This is a genomic window from Klebsiella aerogenes (genome assembly GCA_029027985.1).
Lineage (GTDB): Bacteria > Pseudomonadota > Gammaproteobacteria > Enterobacterales > Enterobacteriaceae > Klebsiella > Klebsiella aerogenes_A.
Genome location: CP119076.1, coordinates 3697387 through 3715580 on the forward strand (window position 1 = coordinate 3697387; position 18194 = coordinate 3715580).

14 protein-coding genes and 1 other annotated feature are annotated in these 18194 nt (G+C 56.9%); of the genes, 5 read left to right on the forward strand and 9 right to left on the reverse strand.

The window, feature by feature from the left end; translation table 11 throughout:
- Positions 1-106: 106 nt before the first annotated feature.
- From copA to ybaK, 3 genes are all read left to right on the forward strand, one after another.
- A complete protein-coding gene (gene copA / locus PYR66_17575) occupies positions 107-2608 on the forward strand; it encodes a copper-exporting P-type ATPase CopA (protein WEF27093.1) in 2502 nt (833 codons plus the stop codon).
- Between the two features lie 128 nt (positions 2609-2736).
- Positions 2737-3531, forward strand: a complete 795-nt coding sequence (locus PYR66_17580; GenBank protein ID WEF27094.1) for a TraB/GumN family protein — start codon at positions 2737-2739, stop codon at positions 3529-3531.
- A 201-nt stretch (positions 3532-3732) separates the two neighbouring features.
- Positions 3733-4212 (forward strand): Cys-tRNA(Pro)/Cys-tRNA(Cys) deacylase YbaK, encoded by a 480-nt coding sequence (ybaK, locus tag PYR66_17585; GenBank protein WEF27095.1) that lies wholly within the window; start codon positions 3733-3735, stop codon positions 4210-4212.
- Positions 4213-4273: 61 nt separating this feature from the next.
- Here ybaK and ushA read toward each other — a convergent pair whose 3' ends face one another.
- Entirely contained in the window at positions 4274-5926 is a 1653-nt protein-coding gene (gene ushA / locus PYR66_17590; protein WEF27096.1) for a bifunctional UDP-sugar hydrolase/5'-nucleotidase UshA, read from the reverse strand.
- 170 nt (positions 5927-6096) lie between these two features.
- Here ushA and PYR66_17595 point away from each other — a divergent pair, with 170 nt between their 5' ends.
- Both PYR66_17595 and ybaL read left to right on the forward strand, forming a co-directional pair.
- Positions 6097-7317, forward strand: a complete 1221-nt coding sequence (locus PYR66_17595; GenBank protein ID WEF27097.1) for an MFS transporter — start codon at positions 6097-6099, stop codon at positions 7315-7317.
- Between the two features lie 235 nt (positions 7318-7552).
- Positions 7553-9229, forward strand: coding sequence for a YbaL family putative K(+) efflux transporter (ybaL, locus tag PYR66_17600; GenBank protein WEF27098.1), 1677 nt, complete (start codon positions 7553-7555; stop codon positions 9227-9229).
- A gap of 62 nt (positions 9230-9291) precedes the next feature.
- Here the strand turns inward: ybaL and PYR66_17605 are convergent, their stop codons facing one another.
- The 8 genes from PYR66_17605 to apt all read right to left on the reverse strand — a co-directional run bounded on the left by PYR66_17605 (position 9292) and on the right by apt (position 18159).
- The gene (locus PYR66_17605; GenBank protein WEF27099.1) at positions 9292-10596 is read right to left on the reverse strand and encodes an inosine/guanosine kinase; all 1305 of its coding nucleotides are present in this window, start codon (positions 10594-10596) and stop codon (positions 9292-9294) included.
- Between the two features lie 63 nt (positions 10597-10659).
- The gene (gene hemH, locus PYR66_17610; protein WEF27100.1) at positions 10660-11622 is read right to left on the reverse strand and encodes a ferrochelatase; all 963 of its coding nucleotides are present in this window, start codon (positions 11620-11622) and stop codon (positions 10660-10662) included.
- Positions 11623-11750: 128 nt separating this feature from the next.
- Positions 11751-12395 (reverse strand): adenylate kinase, encoded by a 645-nt coding sequence (gene adk / locus PYR66_17615; GenBank protein WEF27101.1) that lies wholly within the window; start codon positions 12393-12395, stop codon positions 11751-11753.
- Positions 12396-12620: 225 nt separating this feature from the next.
- Positions 12621-14495, reverse strand: a complete 1875-nt coding sequence (htpG, locus tag PYR66_17620) for a molecular chaperone HtpG (GenBank protein WEF27102.1) — start codon at positions 14493-14495, stop codon at positions 12621-12623.
- A gap of 114 nt (positions 14496-14609) precedes the next feature.
- Positions 14610-15215, reverse strand: coding sequence for a recombination mediator RecR (gene recR / locus PYR66_17625; GenBank protein ID WEF27103.1), 606 nt, complete (start codon positions 15213-15215; stop codon positions 14610-14612).
- Entirely contained in the window at positions 15215-15547 is a 333-nt protein-coding gene (locus tag PYR66_17630) for a YbaB/EbfC family nucleoid-associated protein (GenBank protein ID WEF27104.1), read from the reverse strand. The genes recR and PYR66_17630 overlap by 1 nt, the downstream gene beginning before the upstream one ends.
- A gap of 57 nt (positions 15548-15604) precedes the next feature.
- Positions 15605-17515 (reverse strand): DNA polymerase III subunit gamma/tau, encoded by a 1911-nt coding sequence (dnaX, locus tag PYR66_17635; protein WEF27105.1) that lies wholly within the window; start codon positions 17513-17515, stop codon positions 15605-15607.
- Positions 16208-16272 (reverse strand) — a sequence feature (DnaX frameshifting element). Its footprint overlaps the gene before it by 65 nt.
- Before the next feature lie 92 nt (positions 17516-17607).
- The gene (apt, locus tag PYR66_17640; GenBank protein ID WEF27106.1) at positions 17608-18159 is read right to left on the reverse strand and encodes an adenine phosphoribosyltransferase; all 552 of its coding nucleotides are present in this window, start codon (positions 18157-18159) and stop codon (positions 17608-17610) included.
- Between the last annotated feature and the right edge of the window lie 35 nt (positions 18160-18194).

Here is an 18194-nt window from a genome sequence, read left to right on the forward strand (position 1 = left end):
TTTTCCCCCTTGACCTTCCCCTTGCTGGAAGGTTTAACCTTCTTAATACTCGATGAAAGAGTGTGTTCGGTCAATCATTAACCGGAAAATTATTCAGGAGTTATTTATGTCTAACACTATCGACCTGACGCTCGATGGCCTTTCTTGCGGCCACTGCGTTAAACGCGTGAAAGAGAGCCTGGAGCAACGTCCCGACGTTGAACAGGCGGATGTTACCGTTAGCGAAGCTCACGTGACGGGCAGCGCTAGCGCGGAAGATCTGATTGCGACCATTAAACAAGCCGGATACGGCGCGGAGCTCAGCCACCCAAAGGCTAAACCGCTGGCAGAATCATCAATCCCGTCGGAAGCACTGACAGCGGCCACTCCTGAGCTTCCGGCAGCCCATGACGAGGATGACAGTCAACAGCTGCTGATCAACGGCATGAGCTGCGCCAGCTGCGTCTCCCGGGTACAAAACGCACTTGCCGCGGTACCGGGAGTCTCGCAGGCGCGGGTCAATCTGGCGGAGCGCACGGCGCTGGTGATGGGCAGCGCGTCCGCCGCAGAATTAGTGCAGGCGGTGGAGAAAGTCGGCTACGGCGCAGAGGCGATCGAAGACGACTTAGCACGCCGCGAGCGTCAGCAGGAAACCGCCATCGCCACCATGAAACGTTTTCGCTGGCAGGCGATTGTCGCCCTGCTGGTTGGCGTGCCGGTAATGGTCTGGGGCATGATCGGCGATAACATGATGGTCAGCGACGACAACCGTTCGCTGTGGCTGGTTATCGGCCTGATTACCCTCGCGGTAATGGTCTTCGCCGGCGGCCACTTCTACCGCAGCGCCTGGAAAAGCCTGAAAAACGGCACCGCCACCATGGATACGTTGGTGGCGCTGGGCACCGGCGTAGCCTGGATCTACTCCATGAGCGTCAACCTGTGGCCGCAGTGGTTCCCGATGGAAGCGCGCCACCTTTATTACGAAGCCAGCGCGATGATTATTGGTCTGATTAACCTCGGCCATATGCTGGAAGCCCGCGCGCGCCAGCGTTCCTCAAAAGCGCTGGAGAAACTGCTCGACCTGACACCGCCTTCGGCGCGCGTCGTTACCGCCGAGGGAGAGCAAGATCTGCCGCTCGCCGACGTCCAGGCCGGAATGACCCTGCGCCTGACGACGGGCGATCGCGTCCCGGTTGACGGCGTCATAAGCCAGGGCGAAGCCTGGTTTGATGAAGCGATGTTGACCGGCGAGCCGGTACCGCAGCAAAAAGGCGATGGCGAAGCTATTCATGCCGGTACCGTAGTGCAGGACGGCAGCGTACTGTTTACCGCCAGCGCCGTCGGCAGCCAGACAACACTGGCGCGCATTATCCGTATGGTGCGTCAGGCGCAAAGCAGCAAACCGGAAATCGGCCAACTGGCGGATAAAATCTCCGCGGTGTTCGTCCCGGCAGTGGTCGCCATTGCGCTGATCAGCGCCGCAATCTGGTACTTCTTTGGCCCGGCGCCGCAAATCGTCTATACCCTGGTCATCGCCACCACGGTGCTGATTATCGCCTGTCCATGCGCTTTAGGTCTGGCAACGCCGATGTCGATTATTTCCGGCGTCGGCCGGGCGGCAGAATATGGCGTGCTGGTTCGCGATGCTGATGCGCTGCAGCGCGCCAGCGAGCTCGACACCCTGGTGTTCGATAAAACCGGCACCCTGACCGAAGGTAAGCCGCAGGTTGTGGCTGTGAAAACCTTCTCGGGATTTGATGAAACCACCGTCATACGCCTTGCCGCCGCGCTGGAACAAGGATCAAGCCATCCGCTGGCGCGAGCGATCCTCGATAAAGCCGCTGACGGCCCGCTGCCGGATGTCAGCAGTTTCCGCACGCTGCGCGGTCTCGGGGTGAGCGGCGAAGCGGAAAACCATCGTCTGCTGCTCGGCAACCAGGCGCTGCTCAACGAACAGCAGATCGCCACTGCCGACATGGAAAGCGAGATGACGGCTCAGGCTTCGCTCGGCGCTACCCCAGTGCTGCTGGCGGTTGATGGCCAGGCGGCGGCGCTGTTCGCGATTCGCGATCCACTACGTGAAGATAGCGTCGCCGCGCTGGCGCGTCTGCATCGTCAGGGCTACCGGCTGGTGATGCTGACCGGAGATAACCCTACCACCGCCAACGCTATCGCCAAAGAAGCGGGCATTGATGAAGTGATTGCCGGCGTACTGCCGGACGGTAAAGCCGAGGCGATTAAACGGTTGCAGAGCCAGGGGCATAAAGTCGCAATGATCGGCGACGGTATTAACGACGCCCCGGCGCTGGCGCAGGCGGATGTCGGTATCGCTATGGGCGGCGGCAGCGACGTCGCCATTGAAACCGCGGCGATTACCCTGATGCGCCATAGCCTGGGCGGCGTAGCCGATGCGCTGGCGATTTCGAAAGCGACGTTACGCAATATGAAACAGAACCTGCTGGGCGCCTTTGTCTACAACTCGCTGGGCATCCCGATTGCCGCCGGGATCCTCTGGCCGTTGACCGGTACGCTGCTGAACCCGGTCGTCGCCGGGGCGGCGATGGCGCTGTCGTCAATCACCGTGGTGAGTAACGCTAACCGCCTGCTGCGCTTTAAACCTAAAGAGTAAGCTCAGCCAAACCCGGGCGCAGACACTGTTCTGCGCCCGCTTTTTATCTGAAACAATAAAAGCCCGCCTGAAGAGTGACGCCTGGCGCCATATGCGCTAGCATGGACGCCTCACACTTCGGAGCGCGTATGGGCTTGTTAAACCGAATAAAAATGCTGTGGCGAACCGCTGTCGGCTCGTCTTATTCCTGGCCTGCAATGGATATCGTTCTGCCCGGCGAACGTTATTTACACCTCGTCGGCAGCATTCATATGGGCACCCGCGACATGGCGCCGCCGCCAGCTAAGCTACTGAAAAAAATACGCCAGGCCGATGCCCTGATCGTCGAGGCCGACATTACCGGCAACGAAACCCCGTTTAGCAACCTCCCCGTTTACCCGCCGCTGGCTGAACGCCTCAGCGAAACGCAACTTGCTGAGCTGCAAGCGCGCGCCGGCGAACTCGGATTGTCGGTCGCGCTATTTGATAGCCAGCCGCTGTGGCAGGTAGCAATGGTGTTACAGGCCACTCAGGCGCAAAAGCTGGGACTCCGTCCGGATTACGGCATTGATTACCAGTTGCTGATGGCCGCCCGCGAAAGCGACATCAAGGTGATGGAGCTGGAAGGGGCTGAGAGCCAAATTGCCCTGCTGCGCGACCTGCCCGACGGCGGGCAAGCGCTGCTGGAAGATACGCTGACCCACTGGCGCACCAACGCGCGCCTGCTGCAGGTGATGATTGGCTGGTGGCTGGAGCAACCGCCGTCGCGCGGCGCGGCGACGCTACCGACGACCTTCAGCCAGTCTTTATATGATGTGCTGATGCTTCAGCGCAATGTCGCCTGGCGTGAGATGCTGCTCGCGCTGCCGCCTGGACGCTACGTGGTCGCCGTTGGCGCACTACATCTGTATGGCGAAGGGAACCTGCCGGATATGTTGACATAAAAAAATGGCCAATATTGCTATTGGCCCGTCAAAGAGGAATTTCATCATTATTATTATCCCGGGATAGACATCCCGGATCGTCTGATTGTCGCTCAAAGTGACCATCACTGCCAATACTATTGCGCAAGATGGTACTATTTTTTATACAACCCTCACGCGTATGCTGGTCCTACGTTAGGCCGGTTGGTAAGAAGGATTACGATGACTCCCGCCGTTAAATTACTCGAAAAAAACAAAATTACCTTTCAGATCCACAGCTACGATCACGATCCCAATGAAACTAATTTTGGCGATGAAGTGGTACGTAAGCTGGGGCTTAATGCGGATCAGGTTTATAAGACGCTACTGGTCGCCGTTAATGGCGATATGAAACATCTGGCGGTCGCCGTCACGCCGGTTGCCGGGCAGCTGGATTTGAAAAAAGTGGCTAAAGCGCTGGGCGCGAAAAAGGTCGATATGGCTGACCCGATGGCGGCGCAGCGGGTTACCGGTTATCTGGTCGGCGGGATTAGCCCGCTGGGGCAGAAGAAGCGTCTGCCGACGGTGATTGACGCGCCGGCCCAGGATTTTGCCACTATTTATATTTCCGGCGGCAGACGCGGGCTGGATATCGAGCTGGCGGCAAGCGATCTGGCGCAGTTGCTGGATGCTAAGTTCGCCGATATCGCCCGCCGCGATTAGTCACAGGATCCCGGATAGCGGCTAAAGCCTCATCCGGGTTACCCGGCCCATCTCCTCACGCTTACTGCCAGCTCACCTCGCCTTTCGGCTCGTAGGAGGCCGCATCCAATGGCGAATTCTTCTGGATATACTCTTTCAACACTTCAGCATCGATAAAACCGGTATTCACATACCCGGGTTTATTATCGATATGCGGATACCCGTCGCCGCCGGTGGCGTTAAAACTCAATGTCGCCATACGATAGGTTTTAGCCGGATCGACTGGTTCGCCTTTGATTTTCAGATCGTTAAGCTTGCCATCTTTAGCAACGAAACTCACATTGGCGAACTGCGGATACGCGCCGGAATCCGGCTTCATCTGTGCGACAGCGGTCAAGTACTCAATAACCTCTTTACCGCTCATATCAACGTACGCCAGCACATTGCCGAACGGCTGCACTTTCATCACGTCTTTATAGGTAATATCGCCCGCTTCGATAGAATCGCGGATGCCGCCGCCGCTCATCACCGCAAAATCGGCATTGCTGCGCGCCATTTGCGCCGCCAATAACAGGTGGCCCATATTGGTTTGTACGAAACGCACCTTGCTACGGTCACCTTCAAGATGGCCATTAACGCTACCGATCTTCACCTGTAGCTGCGCTTTGCCTTTATTCTGGAACGGCGTTAACAGTGAGAGCATCTGCGGGTTTTCAGCAATTTGCGGCGTATACAACACGCGCTCGCTCTGCCCGTTATCCCAGGTGACTTTCTTCTTCAGATTGACTGGAATCAGCTGATAGCGCACTAGCTTCATCTCGCCGTTGCGGAATTCAAAATCAGCGCGACCGACATATTTCCCCCATTCGTGAGCCTGCACGATCCAGATGCCGTTCTGGCGATCCGGCGTACACGGGGTACCTGGGACATAATCAACCTGCTTTTTATTTTCCGCCGCCATGCACACGGGATCCTGCGAGTGGCCGCCGACGATCATCGCCAGCGATCCCGCAGGCAGGCTACGCGCCATTTCGACGTCGCCCGGCGCGTTAGATCCGTGGTTGCCGTTGTCATAATGACCCATATGCGTCGCTGCCAGAATCACGTCCGGTTTTTCATTTTGCTGCAATTCCTGAATCACCAGCTTGGCTTCTGCCGCCGGATTGCGGAACTCAATATCGGTGAAATATTCCGGGTTGCCGATTTTCGCCGTGTCGTCGGTTGTTAACCCGATCACCGCGATTTTCAAACCGCTGCGCTTAAACAGCGCCCAGGGTTTAAACAGGCGTTCGCCGGTGCTTTTCTGATAAATATTGGCCGACAAGAACGGGAATTTTGACCATTTTTCCTGCTGGCGCAACACGCTGAGCGGATTATCAAACTCATGGTTGCCAACCGCCATCGCGTCATAGCCAATCAGATTCATCCCACGAAAATCCGGTTCCGCATCCTGTAAGTCGGACTCCGGCACGCCGGTATTAATGTCGCCGCCAGACAGCAGCAGCACGCTGCCGCCCTCGCTGGCCACCTCTTTACGAATACCGTCCACCAGCGTCTTCTGTGCTGCCAGACCATATTCGCCATAGTCGTTACGCCAGAAATGGCCATGATGATCGTTGGTATGCAGGATGGTGATTTTGTAGGTTTTGTCCTGCTCATAGGCCTGTGCAGACAGGCTGCTCAGCGATAAGGCGGCGAATAACGCCAGTGCCACGCCTCGTTTTAAAGAATCCATGTTTCACTCCCTGACTTAATAACAAGTGCCGAAAGTATAGCGAGTCAGCGGCTTTAACAAATATGTTTTCAGAAATGCGACTTCCTTCAAACCTTATCGACAGGTATGTTAGTCGGATAATTATTCAACCTGCATTCTCTACAACAAATAGAACTCGCTGAAGTGAACCTATGACAACTCATCAAACCGCTCAAACTTTACCCGGCAGTAGCGCGCCACCGCAAAAAGCCCGTACCTCTTTTGGCATCCTGGGCGCGATTAGCCTTTCCCATCTGCTCAACGACATGATCCAGTCGCTGATCCTGGCGATTTACCCATTGCTGCAGGCGGAGTTCTCGTTAACCTTCGTGCAGATCGGTATGATCACCCTCACCTTCCAGCTGACATCATCGCTATTTCAGCCGGTGATTGGTTACATCACCGATAAACGTTCGATGCCGTGGTCATTGCCGGTGGGCATGTGTTTCACCCTCTGCGGCTTAATTCTCTTAGCGCTGGCCGGGAGTTTCGGCATGGTGCTGCTTGCCGCCGCGCTGGTCGGCACCGGTTCTTCGGTGTTCCATCCGGAATCCTCACGCGTGGCGCGTATGGCCTCCGGCGGCCGTCACGGCCTGGCGCAATCATTGTTCCAGGTTGGCGGCAACTTTGGCAGTTCGCTCGGCCCCTTGCTGGCGGCGGTGATCATCGCCCCGTATGGTAAAGGCAACGTCGCCTGGTTCGTCCTGGCTGCGCTGCTGGCGATCGTCGTGCTGTCGCAAATCAGCCGCTGGTACGCCGCGCAACACCGTATGAATAAAGGCAAACCGAAGCCGGTGATTGTGAATCCGCTGCCGCGTAACAAGGTTATTCTGGCCGTGAGCATCCTGTTGATGCTCATTTTCTCCAAATACTTCTATATGGCGAGCATCAGCAGCTATTACACCTTTTATCTGATGAGTAAGTTTGGATTATCGGTGCAAAATGCGCAGTTTCACCTGTTTGCGTTCCTGTTTGCGGTTGCCGCCGGGACGGTGATTGGCGGGCCTGTCGGCGATAAGATTGGCCGTAAATACGTTATTTGGGGCTCTATCCTCGGCGTCGCGCCGTTTACCCTTATTTTACCGTACGCATCACTGGAATGGACCGGGATCCTGACCGTGATCATTGGTTTTATCCTTGCCTCGGCCTTTTCCGCCATCCTGGTCTATGCGCAAGAGCTCCTGCCGGGCCGAATCGGCATGGTTTCCGGCCTGTTCTTCGGCTTTGCGTTTGGTATGGGCGGCCTTGGCGCCGCGGTGTTAGGACTGTTAGCCGACCATACCAGCATCGACCTGGTCTATAAAATCTGCGCTTTCCTACCGCTTCTCGGCATTCTGACGATATTCCTACCTAATAACCATCAAAAGGCCTGATTATCCGGCGGTCAAAATGAAAGTTTGGCCGCCGTAATCCCTTATCCCATCAGCATTACGTCGCCATTACCTACCATCATTTTCCGATCTGTGCTTTTTGCGCGCCTAATTCCAATTTTTCGCAAATTTCAATAATTATTCATAAACAAAACCACTAAAAGTGTCATAAACTATTAATCGGTTTTTTGCTTTTAGTCGCGAAAATGGATCGGCTCACCACACGCAAGGAGACGGAATGCACCACGCAACACCGCTAATCACCACCATTGTCGGCGGCCTTGTGCTCGCCTTTATTCTCGGCATGATTGCCAATAAGCTACGTATTTCTCCACTGGTGGGATATTTATTAGCGGGCGTGCTGGCCGGTCCTTTTACCCCTGGTTTTGTCGCCGACACTAAACTGGCGCCTGAGCTGGCCGAGCTTGGCGTCATTTTGCTGATGTTCGGCGTCGGGCTGCACTTCTCTCTCAAAGATTTGATGGCGGTAAAGTCGATAGCCATTCCCGGGGCCATCGCCCAGATAGCCGTGGCGACGCTGCTCGGGATGGCGCTCTCCTCCTTGTTAGGCTGGTCGCTGATGACCGGCATCGTCTTTGGTCTGTGTCTTTCTACCGCCAGTACCGTGGTGCTGCTGCGCGCGCTGGAAGAACGACAGCTAATTGATAGCCAGCGTGGGCAAATCGCCATTGGCTGGCTGATTGTCGAAGATTTAGTGATGGTGCTGACGCTGGTCCTGCTGCCCGCTATCGCCGGGATGGCGGAAAAAGGCGATGTCGGCCTGGCCTCGCTGGCCGTCGATATGGGCATTACCATCGGGAAAGTGGTCGCCTTTATCGCCATTATGATGCTGGTCGGCCGCCGCCTGGTGCCGTGGATTATGTCGCGCAGCGCGGCGACCGGCTCTCGCGAACTGTTTACCCTGTCGGTGCTGGCGTTGGCGCTCGGTATCGCCTTTGGCGCCGTAGAACTGTTTGACGTCTCCTTCGCCCTTGGCGCCTTCTTCGCCGGAATGGTGCTCAACGAATCCGAGCTCAGCCACCGCGCCGCTCACGATACCCTGCCGCTACGCGACGCCTTCGCAGTGCTGTTCTTCGTTTCCGTCGGGATGCTGTTTGACCCGATGATCCTGCTTGAACAGCCGCTGGCCGTGCTGGCGACGTTGGCGATTATCATCTTTGGTAAATCCGCCGCCGCCTTTTTCCTGGTCCGCATGTTCGGCCACTCGCCACGTACCGCGCTGACTATCGCCGCTAGCCTGGCGCAAATCGGTGAATTCGCCTTTATCCTTGCCGGTCTCGGCATGGCGCTGAATCTGCTGCCACAGGCCGGGCAAAACCTGGTGCTGGCGGGGGCGATCATCTCGATAATGCTTAACCCGGTGCTGTTTACCTTGCTGGAAAAATACCTCGATAAAACCGAAACCCTGGACGAGCAAACGCTGGAAGAGGTACTGGAAGACGAAAAGCAGGTCCCGGTCGATATCTGCAACCATGCGTTGCTGGTCGGCTTTGGCCGCGTCGGCAGCCTGCTTGGCGAGAAACTGATGGCGCAGGGCGTCCCGCTGGTGGTGATTGAAACGTCGCGCACCCGCGTGGATGAACTACGTGAGCGCGGTATCAGCGCCGTATTGGGCAATGCCGCCAATGAAGAAATCATGAATCTGGCACATCTCGACTGCGCTCGCTGGCTGCTGCTGACAATTCCTAACGGCTATGAAGCCGGGGAGATCGTCGCCTCCGCGCGGGAAAAATGCCCGAATATTGAGATTATCGCTCGCGCCCATTATGACGATGAGGTGAATTATATTACCGAGCGTGGGGCCAATCAGGTGGTGATGGGCGAGCGTGAAATCGCGCGCGCGATGTTACGTCTGCTGGAAACGCCGCCCGCTGGCGAGATCGTAACCGGTTAATGCAATACGCCCCGGCATTTAGCTCGGGGCGTCTCTTTCAGGTTCGGTATCCGCTGAACGGCTTAACGATCCCAGTAAGCCTCTTCCAGGCTGTCTTCACGCTCCGGCAGACCGCGGGTTAAACGCGGCGAATGCTGGTTCAACACCTGATAGCTAACGCGGTTGGCGTATTTACACACCTGCGCCAGCGATGAATAAGTCAGCCATTTGCATTTGTGTTTGCTGGAGTTCGGCACGTTGTTGCGATGGTAGTTATTGGCGGTGATGTCATGCAGCAAAGCCGCCAGCGCGCCGTCGCCAGCACCGTTGGTGTTCATGATCTTCTCCGGGCCGCCCATATAAGGCGCGATATGCGAATAGATACGCAGCGGATTAACGCAATCCTGATGGCGCATCGCGCGACTGAATTCGTACTGGTTGAATTCGGCAATCGCCCCCGGCAGCAACGGATGCTGGGTTTTACGCTTGGCTTCTTCTTCGGTAAAGCTCGCCATGTACAGGCCCGCTGGTCCGGCGGTGCACAGCACCAGGTCAACCCAGTCCAGCGCTTTATCCGCAGCCGTTAACGGATCGGCAATGCCGGTCAGCGCTTCCGCCTCCTCTTCATTCATCGCCAGAATAGAGACGTGCTCCTGCAGGAACTGTTGCCACCATGCCGGGTTATCGGCGATTACGTATTTGGTCCCCAGCGTCAACACCACCGGCACGTCATGCTTCTTGGCGTATTCAATGGCTTTCATCGTCGCGTCCGGCATCGGTTCGCCTGGCTTACAGCGTACCAGGTACGACGTCAGCACCAGCGCGGAAGCCCCGGCAATCACCTCTTCCGGAATGCTTTCCGGACGCAGCTTGTTCATATGGCCCGGACTGATAGCGAAGGTACGCTCGCCGCTATCGCTAATCAGCGTAAAACAGCGACCAATGGCGCCATCAACGCCCTGCAGGTAGTTAAGGTCGGTACGGCTGGAGGTGTTGCACAAATAACGGTAGGCATAGCCGCCAATTTCAATATTGCGGCACATTACGCCAAGCAGCACCGAGCGGTCATCCGCCAGTACCGAATAGTTGTGCATGGTATTGCCGATAGTACCGCCGGCAAACTGATGGGTGATCAGGCCGTTGCGTACCAGCTCCTGATACAGGGCTTCGGCGACATCATCTTCAATCACCAGGGAATGACCAGCGCTCAGGCCGTAGCGTACGATAAACGCCTCATCCACTTTCGCTTCGATATCCACCAGCGTTTGGTCAATACCGACCACCCAGGAGACGTTGGACTCATTTTCTGGCTGAATTTGTTGCAACAGCGGATCGCGAGCGTTGACGGGGAAATAGTGTTTAGATTTGCGTTTACCGGGAAATTTCATAGTGGCGATTTAATGACAGGGAACAAGCGGGGAATAGTAGCATATTCCCCGCGGCCCGCGCGATCAGCGATACGACGCGGTCAGGTTCACCATCATTTCAATATGCGCAGGATCGGCATTAAGTGCCGGAATGTACTCATATTGCTTACCGCCCGCCTCAAGGAAAAATTCCCGATTCTGAACGGCTATCTCTTCCAGCGTTTCCAGACAATCGGCGGAGAAGCCCGGACAGATAACCTGCACATGCTTCGTCCCTTTCTCGCCCAGCATTTTTAGCGTTTCGTCGGTATAGGGCGTCAGCCAGGGCTCACGACCAAAGCGCGACTGGAAGGTCATCATCACCCGTTCCGGCGGCAAACCAAGCACTGAAACCAGCTCTCGGGTGGTCACCCGGCAACGCTGCGGATAATCATCGCCCTCATGGGCGTAGCGCTGCGGAATACCGTGATACGATAGCAGCAGCACATCCGGCTCGCCGTGAACCGCAAACGAGGCGCGCACGCTGGCCGCCAGCGCGTGAATATAGTCGGCGTCATCGGCATAATCACGGATAAAAGAGATGCCGGGAATGGCGCGCTTTGTCGCGAGGATCCGCGCCAGCTCATCCCACACCGCCGCCACAGTAGAACACGAATATTGCGGATACAGCGGCAACACCACGATATGGTCAACCTCCTGCTCCAGCAGTTCATCCACCGCGCTTGCCAGCGATGGCGAGCCGTAGCTCATGCCTAAAGCCACCGGCGTATCCGGCAGCCTGGCCGCCAGCGCCTGCTGCTGCTGACGGCTATAAACCATCAACGGCGATCCCTCTTCCATCCATACGGACTGATAAAGTTTGGCCACCCGGGGGGCACGAATCGGCAGAATGACGCCGCGCAGCAGCGGCCACCACAACAGACGAGACGTATCCACCACCCGCTTGTCGCTGAGAAATTGTCGCAGATAGCGCTTCACCGCTTCGGGCGTGGGCGCATCGGGAGTGCCTAAATTGGCCAGCAAGATACCTGTTTTCGTCTGATGCATTACCGCCTCTTAACCATTTGAATCGCTGACAATTGTAGCGTAAATGGCGTTAAACGGAACCAATCATAGCAAAAGGTAGAGATGAGAGAAATTCTCATCCTGCCACAGCAGGATGAGAAAGAGCTTAATTAGCCGAGGATTTTTTCCAGATCGGCGCGAACGTCAGCAACCGCTTTGGTGCCGTCGACTTTCGCGTATTGGGTGTTGCCCGCTTGCGCTTCGTTCTGATAGTAGCCGATCAGCGGCGCAGTCATCTGATGGTATTCAACCAGACGCTTACGTACGGTCTCTTCCTGGTCGTCTTTACGGGTGGTCAGCTCTTCGCCGGTCACGTCGTCTTTACCTTCAACCTTCGGCGGGTTGAATTTGATGTGGTATACACGGCCGGAAGCAGCGTGCACGCGGCGGCCAACGATGCGGTCAACGATCAGTTCGTCCGGTACAGCGAATTCCAGCACGTAGTCAACAGCGATGCCGGCGTCTTTCATGGCGTCAGCCTGCGGGATAGTACGCGGGAAACCGTCCAGCAGGAAACCGTTGCGGCAATCTTCCTGGGCGATACGCTCTTTCACCAGCGCGATGACCAGCTCATCGGTCACCAGTTTGCCGGCGTCCATAATGTCTTTCGCTTGTTTACCGAGCTCGGAGCCGGATTTTACCGCGGCGCGCAGCATGTCGCCGGTGGAGATTTGCGGAATACCGTATTTCTCCATGATGAACTGAGCCTGAGTTCCTTTACCCGCGCCCGGAGCGCCAAGCAGAATAATACGCATTACGAAAATCCCCTCAAAAGTTGTTTCAATTTTTCAAAAAACGATAAACCATACCACCAGAACGCCCATGGCTCAAGGAAGGCGGCGCGGCTGAAACGGTTAATGGCGAGATATTTATGCAAACCTATGGGTAAATGCCCCACCCGAACAAATCGCCCGGGTGAGGCATTTATGCAGAGCCCCGGCGTCGCGTTGCTCGGCCGGGCCTATCTGGTCAGGATCGATTTATGATGCCAACAGTTGGTTCATGCGACGGATGAACTGGTTCGGATCTTCCAGCGTGCCGCGTTCCGCCAGCAGCGCCTGATCCAACAGCAGCTCAACCCATTCACCGAACTGAGCGTCATCCTGAGTATCCGCGGCGCGTTTCACCAGCGGATGCGCCGGGTTCAGTTCGAAGATGTATTTCACTTCCGGCGCCGCCTGACCGGCAGCGGCGAACAGTTTCGCCATCTGGGTGCTCATCTCGTCAGCATCAGTGGTGACGATCGCCGGGGTATCGGTCAGACGATGGGTCAGACGCACCTCTTTCACCCGTTCGCCAAGCAGGCCTTTCACGCGGTCAACGAACGGCTCCAGCGCTTTTTCCGCTTCTTTGGTGGACTCGTCAACTTCATCCGCCAGCTTATCCAGCGATTCATCGGCTTTCGCAACTGACTGGAATGCTTTACCGTCGAACTCGGTCAGGTAGCTCATCATCCACTCATCGATGCGATCGGAAAGCAGCAGAACTTCGATACCTTTCTTACGCAGCAGTTCGAGATGCGGACTGCTCTTCGCCGCCGCATAGCTGTCGGCAGTGATGTAGTAGATCTTCTCCTGCCCTTCTTTCATGCGCGAAACGTACTCTTCCAGCGAAACGGTCTGCGCGGAAGAGTCAGTATGCGTTGTAGCAAAGCGCAGCAGTTTGGCAATCGCTTCCTGGTTGGAGGCGTCTTCCGCCGGGCCTTCCTTCAGCACCAGGCCAAACTGCTTCCAGAAGGTCTGATATTTTTCGGCATCGTCTTTCGCCAGCTTATCCAGCATCTGCAGCGCGCGCTTGCTCAGCGCGGTGCGCAGATTACGAGTGACGCTGCTGTCCTGCAGGATTTCACGCGACACGTTCAGCGGCAGATCGTTGGAGTCTATCAGGCCGCGCACGAAGCGCAGGTAATTCGGCATAAACTGTTCGGCGTCGTCCATAATGAAGACGCGTTGCACGTACAGCTTCAGACCGTGTTTGTGATCGCGGTTCCACATGTCCCACGGCGCCTGCGACGGAATATACAGCAGGCTGGTGTACTCCTGCTTACCTTCCACACGGTTGTGGCTCCAGGTCAGCGGGTCGCTGAAATCATGAGCGATGTGCTTATAAAACTCTTTGTATTCGTCGTCGGTGACTTCAGATTTGCTGCGTGTCCACAGCGCCTGCGCCTTGTTGATTTTCTCCCACGAAATAACGGTTTCGCCGTCCACTTCTTCGCGTTTTTCAATCTCAACCGGCAGCGCGATATGGTCAGAGTATTTGCTGATGATGGAACGCACGCGCCAGTCGTTGAGGAAGTCGTCCTCGCCTTCGCGCAGATGCAGCGTAATTTCGGTCCCGCGATCGGCCTTGACGATATCGGCAACGGTATATTCGCCTTCACCGGCGGATTCCCAGAACACGCCGTTCTCCGGCTTGTCGCCCGCCGCGCGGGTGCGCACCGTCACTTTATCGGCAACGATAAAGGCGGAGTAGAAACCGACGCCGAACTGGCCAATCAGTTGGCTGTCTTTCGCCTGATCGGATCCCATTGATTCGAGGAACGCTTTGGTGCCCGATTTTGCAATCGTGCCAAGATGGTCGATAACCTCATCACGGTTCATACCAATACCGTTATCGGCGATAGTCAGCGTACGGTTATCGGTGTCGAATGACACACGCACGCGCAGCTCGCCGTCGCCTTCATACAGATCCGGTTGGGACAACGCGCGGAAACGCAGCTTATCCGCCGCATCCGAAGCGTTGGAGATGAGCTCGCGCAGGAAGATTTCTTTGTTGGAATAAAGAGAATGGATCATCAGGTGCAGAAGCTGTTTCACTTCTGACTGGAAACCACGGGTTTCTTGTCCTTTCATGTAAGTCGACCTCAACAATGCCATTTATTATTAATGGAAATAACGTGTTGGGGAGGAGATGGGGATCGGCGCGGGTTTTTTCAAGCGGAGGCGGCGAAAGCAGCCTCCGTTTGTTCAGAAAATAATCTTGTGACGACCAGCCAGAGAGTGGGACAGCGTGGTGCCGTCGACCATTTCCAGCTCGCCGCCAACCGGTACGCCGTGAGCGATACGGCTGGCGTCAACGCCTGACTCCGCGCACAGCTCGGCAATGTAGTTGGCCGTCGCCTCGCCCTCAACGGTTGGGTTAGTGGCGAGGATCACCTCAGTGATCGACTCCGCGTTGAGACGCTGTTCGAGGCGATCGAGCCCGATGTCATCAGGCCCGATGCCGTCAAGCGGCGACAGGTGGCCCATCAGCACGAAGTAGCGGCCGGAATACTGCCCGGTCTGTTCGATGGCGTAGATGTCCGCCGGACTCTCCACCACGCAGATCTGGCCGTTTTCCTGGCGACGCGGGTTGCTGCAAATGTTGCACACCTCCTGCTCGGTGAAGGTGCGGCAATCGGCGCAGTGGCCGATTTCCGACATCGCGCGCGTCAGCGCCTGCGCCAGACGCATACCACCGCTGCGATCGCGCTGCAGCAGGGTAAACGCCATACGCTGAGCCGACTTCGGGCCCACGCCCGGCAGACAGCGCAGCGCTTCCATAAGCTGAGTTAACAGCGGGCTGGTTTGCATCAGAACGGCATCTTGAAGCCTGGCGGCAGCTGCATGCCGGCAGAAACGGAAGCCATTTTCTCTTTCTGGGTCTCTTCAATGCGGCGCGCGGCGTCGTTGAACGCGGCTGCCACCAGATCTTCCAGCATGTCTTTGTCGTCTTCCAACAGGCTTGGGTCGATTTCCACGCGACGGCAGTTGTGCGCGCCGTTGATGGTCACTTTAACCAGACCCGCGCCGGACTCACCGGTCACTTCCAGCTGCGCGATCTCTTCCTGCATTTTCTGCATTTTGTCTTGCATCTGCTGGGCCTGTTTCATCAGGTTACCCAGGCCGCCTTTTCCACCAAACATAGGCTTCTCTCTCAGTAAGTCATCGTTAAGGATGCTGAACGCCAGTCAGACTGGCGATCAAATGGGGCGGATACTCTCTTCATCCAGGTCGGCATCGAAGAATCTCCGCAGGGTCTGGATGTTGTTATCCGCAATAATCGCTTCGCGCGCCTGCGCAAGCTTTTCTTCATAAATTGCCTGCCGCCACTCCAGCGGCGTGCGCATCGCCGAATTATCGTCTTCAACGATAGTCAATTCAACTGGCGCACCGTACAACACGCCCAGCGCTTCGGCCAGCTTTTGTTGCGCGCCTGCCGAATTCAGGTGCCGCTGGCTTGGGCGCAGGTGCAGGCAAACACGATTGCCGTCCTGCTCTTTCCACGCATTGAGCGCCACCTGTTCCACCAGTTTTGGCACCGCCAGTTGGTTCACCTCTGCCGCCCAGCTATCGCGTTCGACCGCTTCCACCGCGAGCTTCGCTGCCAGTTCCGGCGTTTTTTCATGCTCCAGCGCTTTTTTCAGCGCTTTGGGCGTAGCGACTTCGACTTTGACCTCTTCAAGCGGGGCCGTCGACTTCCAGCGGTATGCTTCTTTCTTCGCCGGGGCCTGCTCAAGCGCAGCAGCAGCCGGGCGAGCCTGTACGCGCTCGGTAATCGAACTCAGTCGTTCCAGCGCAGCGTTATTCACCGGCCGCGCGCGGGATGCGGCTGCCGGTTCACTCTTTTTTGGGGTGGTTGCTCCCGGAGCCCGTTGCAGCCGATTGCGCGCCGCCAGCACTTGACTGGTACTCTGCGGCAGATTCTGCGGCGGCGATGACGCCGGTTGCGGAGCAACCGGCGCGGCTGGTGGCATCGGCGCTGGCGCGGCGGCGGCCGGCTTCACTTCCGGTTCCGGCAGCGGCTGACGCGGATGGAACGCCAGCGCGCGCAGCAGCGTCATTTCAACGCCCATACGGCGGTCCGGCGCATAAGGTAGTTCTTTGCGGCCAATCAGCAGCGTCTGGTAGTAAAGCTGGACGTCGCTCGGCGGTACGGTACGCGCCAGTTCACGCATCCGCAGTTCGACGGCGGCCATATCCGCCCCCAGCGCCGATGGCGAAAGCTGAACCATGGCGATGCGATGCAGCAAGCTTTGCATTTCCACCAGTAGCGCTTCCCACTCAACGCCGCGCGCGGCGGCCTCGCTGACGCCCGCCATGACGCGTTCGCCGTCGGCAGCCACCAGCGCTTCTATCAAGGATAGCGCCTGATCGTCGTCGAGGGTGCCAAGCATCTCGCTGACGGACTCCGCGGTTAAGCGGCCATCGCCGCTGGCGATCGCCTGATCGGTCAGGCTTAACGCATCGCGCAGGCTGCCGTCAGCGGCGCGCGACAGTAGCTGCAGCGCCCGGGGCTCAAAAGCAATCTGCTCTTCGCCGACAATGTGTTCCAGCTGATGACGGATTTGTTCGACATCCAGCGCCTTCAGATGGAACTGCAGGCAGCGGGACAAAATCGTCACCGGCAGTTTTTGCGGATCGGTGGTCGCCAGCAGGAATTTGACGTGCGCAGGCGGCTCCTCCAGCGTTTTTAATAACGCGTTGAAGCTGTGGCGCGACAGCATGTGTACTTCATCGATCAGGTAGACCTTGAAGCGGCCGCGAGCCGGCGCGTACTGGACGTTATCCAGCAGATCGCGGGTATCTTCAACTTTGGTGCGCGAGGCGGCATCGATCTCAATCAGATCGACAAAGCGGCCTTGTTCAATTTCGCGACAGTTATCGCAGACGCCGCACGGCGTAGCGGTAATGCCGCTTTCGCAGTTTAACCCTTTCGCCAACAGACGGGCGATAGAGGTTTTCCCTACCCCGCGCGTGCCGGAAAAGAGATAAGCGTGATGAATGCGCCCTAACGATAAGCCGTTCGCCAGTGCGGTCAGCACATGTTCCTGGCCGACGACGTCAGCAAAGGTTTGTGGGCGCCATTTACGGGCTAAGACCTGATAACTCATGGGCTGGCTCTGAAACGCTGGAAGGTGAATTTTCGAGGGGGTAATGCTATCACAGCCCCGCCGGATCGGCGAGGCTATGTGTCGGGATTTGCTTAGTGGCCCGGGAAAGGGACCAGGCTAAAGCAGTTGATCCCCAGTTTTTCCAGGCGCTGCTCGCCGCCCAGATCGAACAGATTGATAATAAAAGCGGCGTCGTGAACTTCGCCGCCCAAGCGACGAATCAGCTTCACGGTAGCGTCAATGGTGCCGCCGGTCGCCAGCAGGTCATCGACCACCAGCACTTTATCGCCTTCTTTAATGGCATCAACGTGGATTTCCAGCTGATCGGTGCCATATTCAAGCTCATAGCTTTCAGCGATAGTTTCACGCGGCAACTTGCGCGGCTTGCGTACCGGAACAAAGCCAACGCCCAACGCTAGCGCAACTGGCGCGCCAAACAGGAAACCACGCGCTTCGGTACCCACCACTTTGGTGATGCCCGCGTTTTTGTAACGCTCGGTCAACAGTTCAATGCTAAGCGCGTAGGCTTTCGGGTCTTCCAGCAAGCTGGTGACATCGCGGAAAAGGATGCCCGGCTTCGGGTAATCCTGGACGCTCTGGATGCTGTTCTTCAGATATTCAAGCTGCTGTGCAGTTGCGGTCATAAGTGTATGCCTGATTGAAACGGTGTTACCCACGG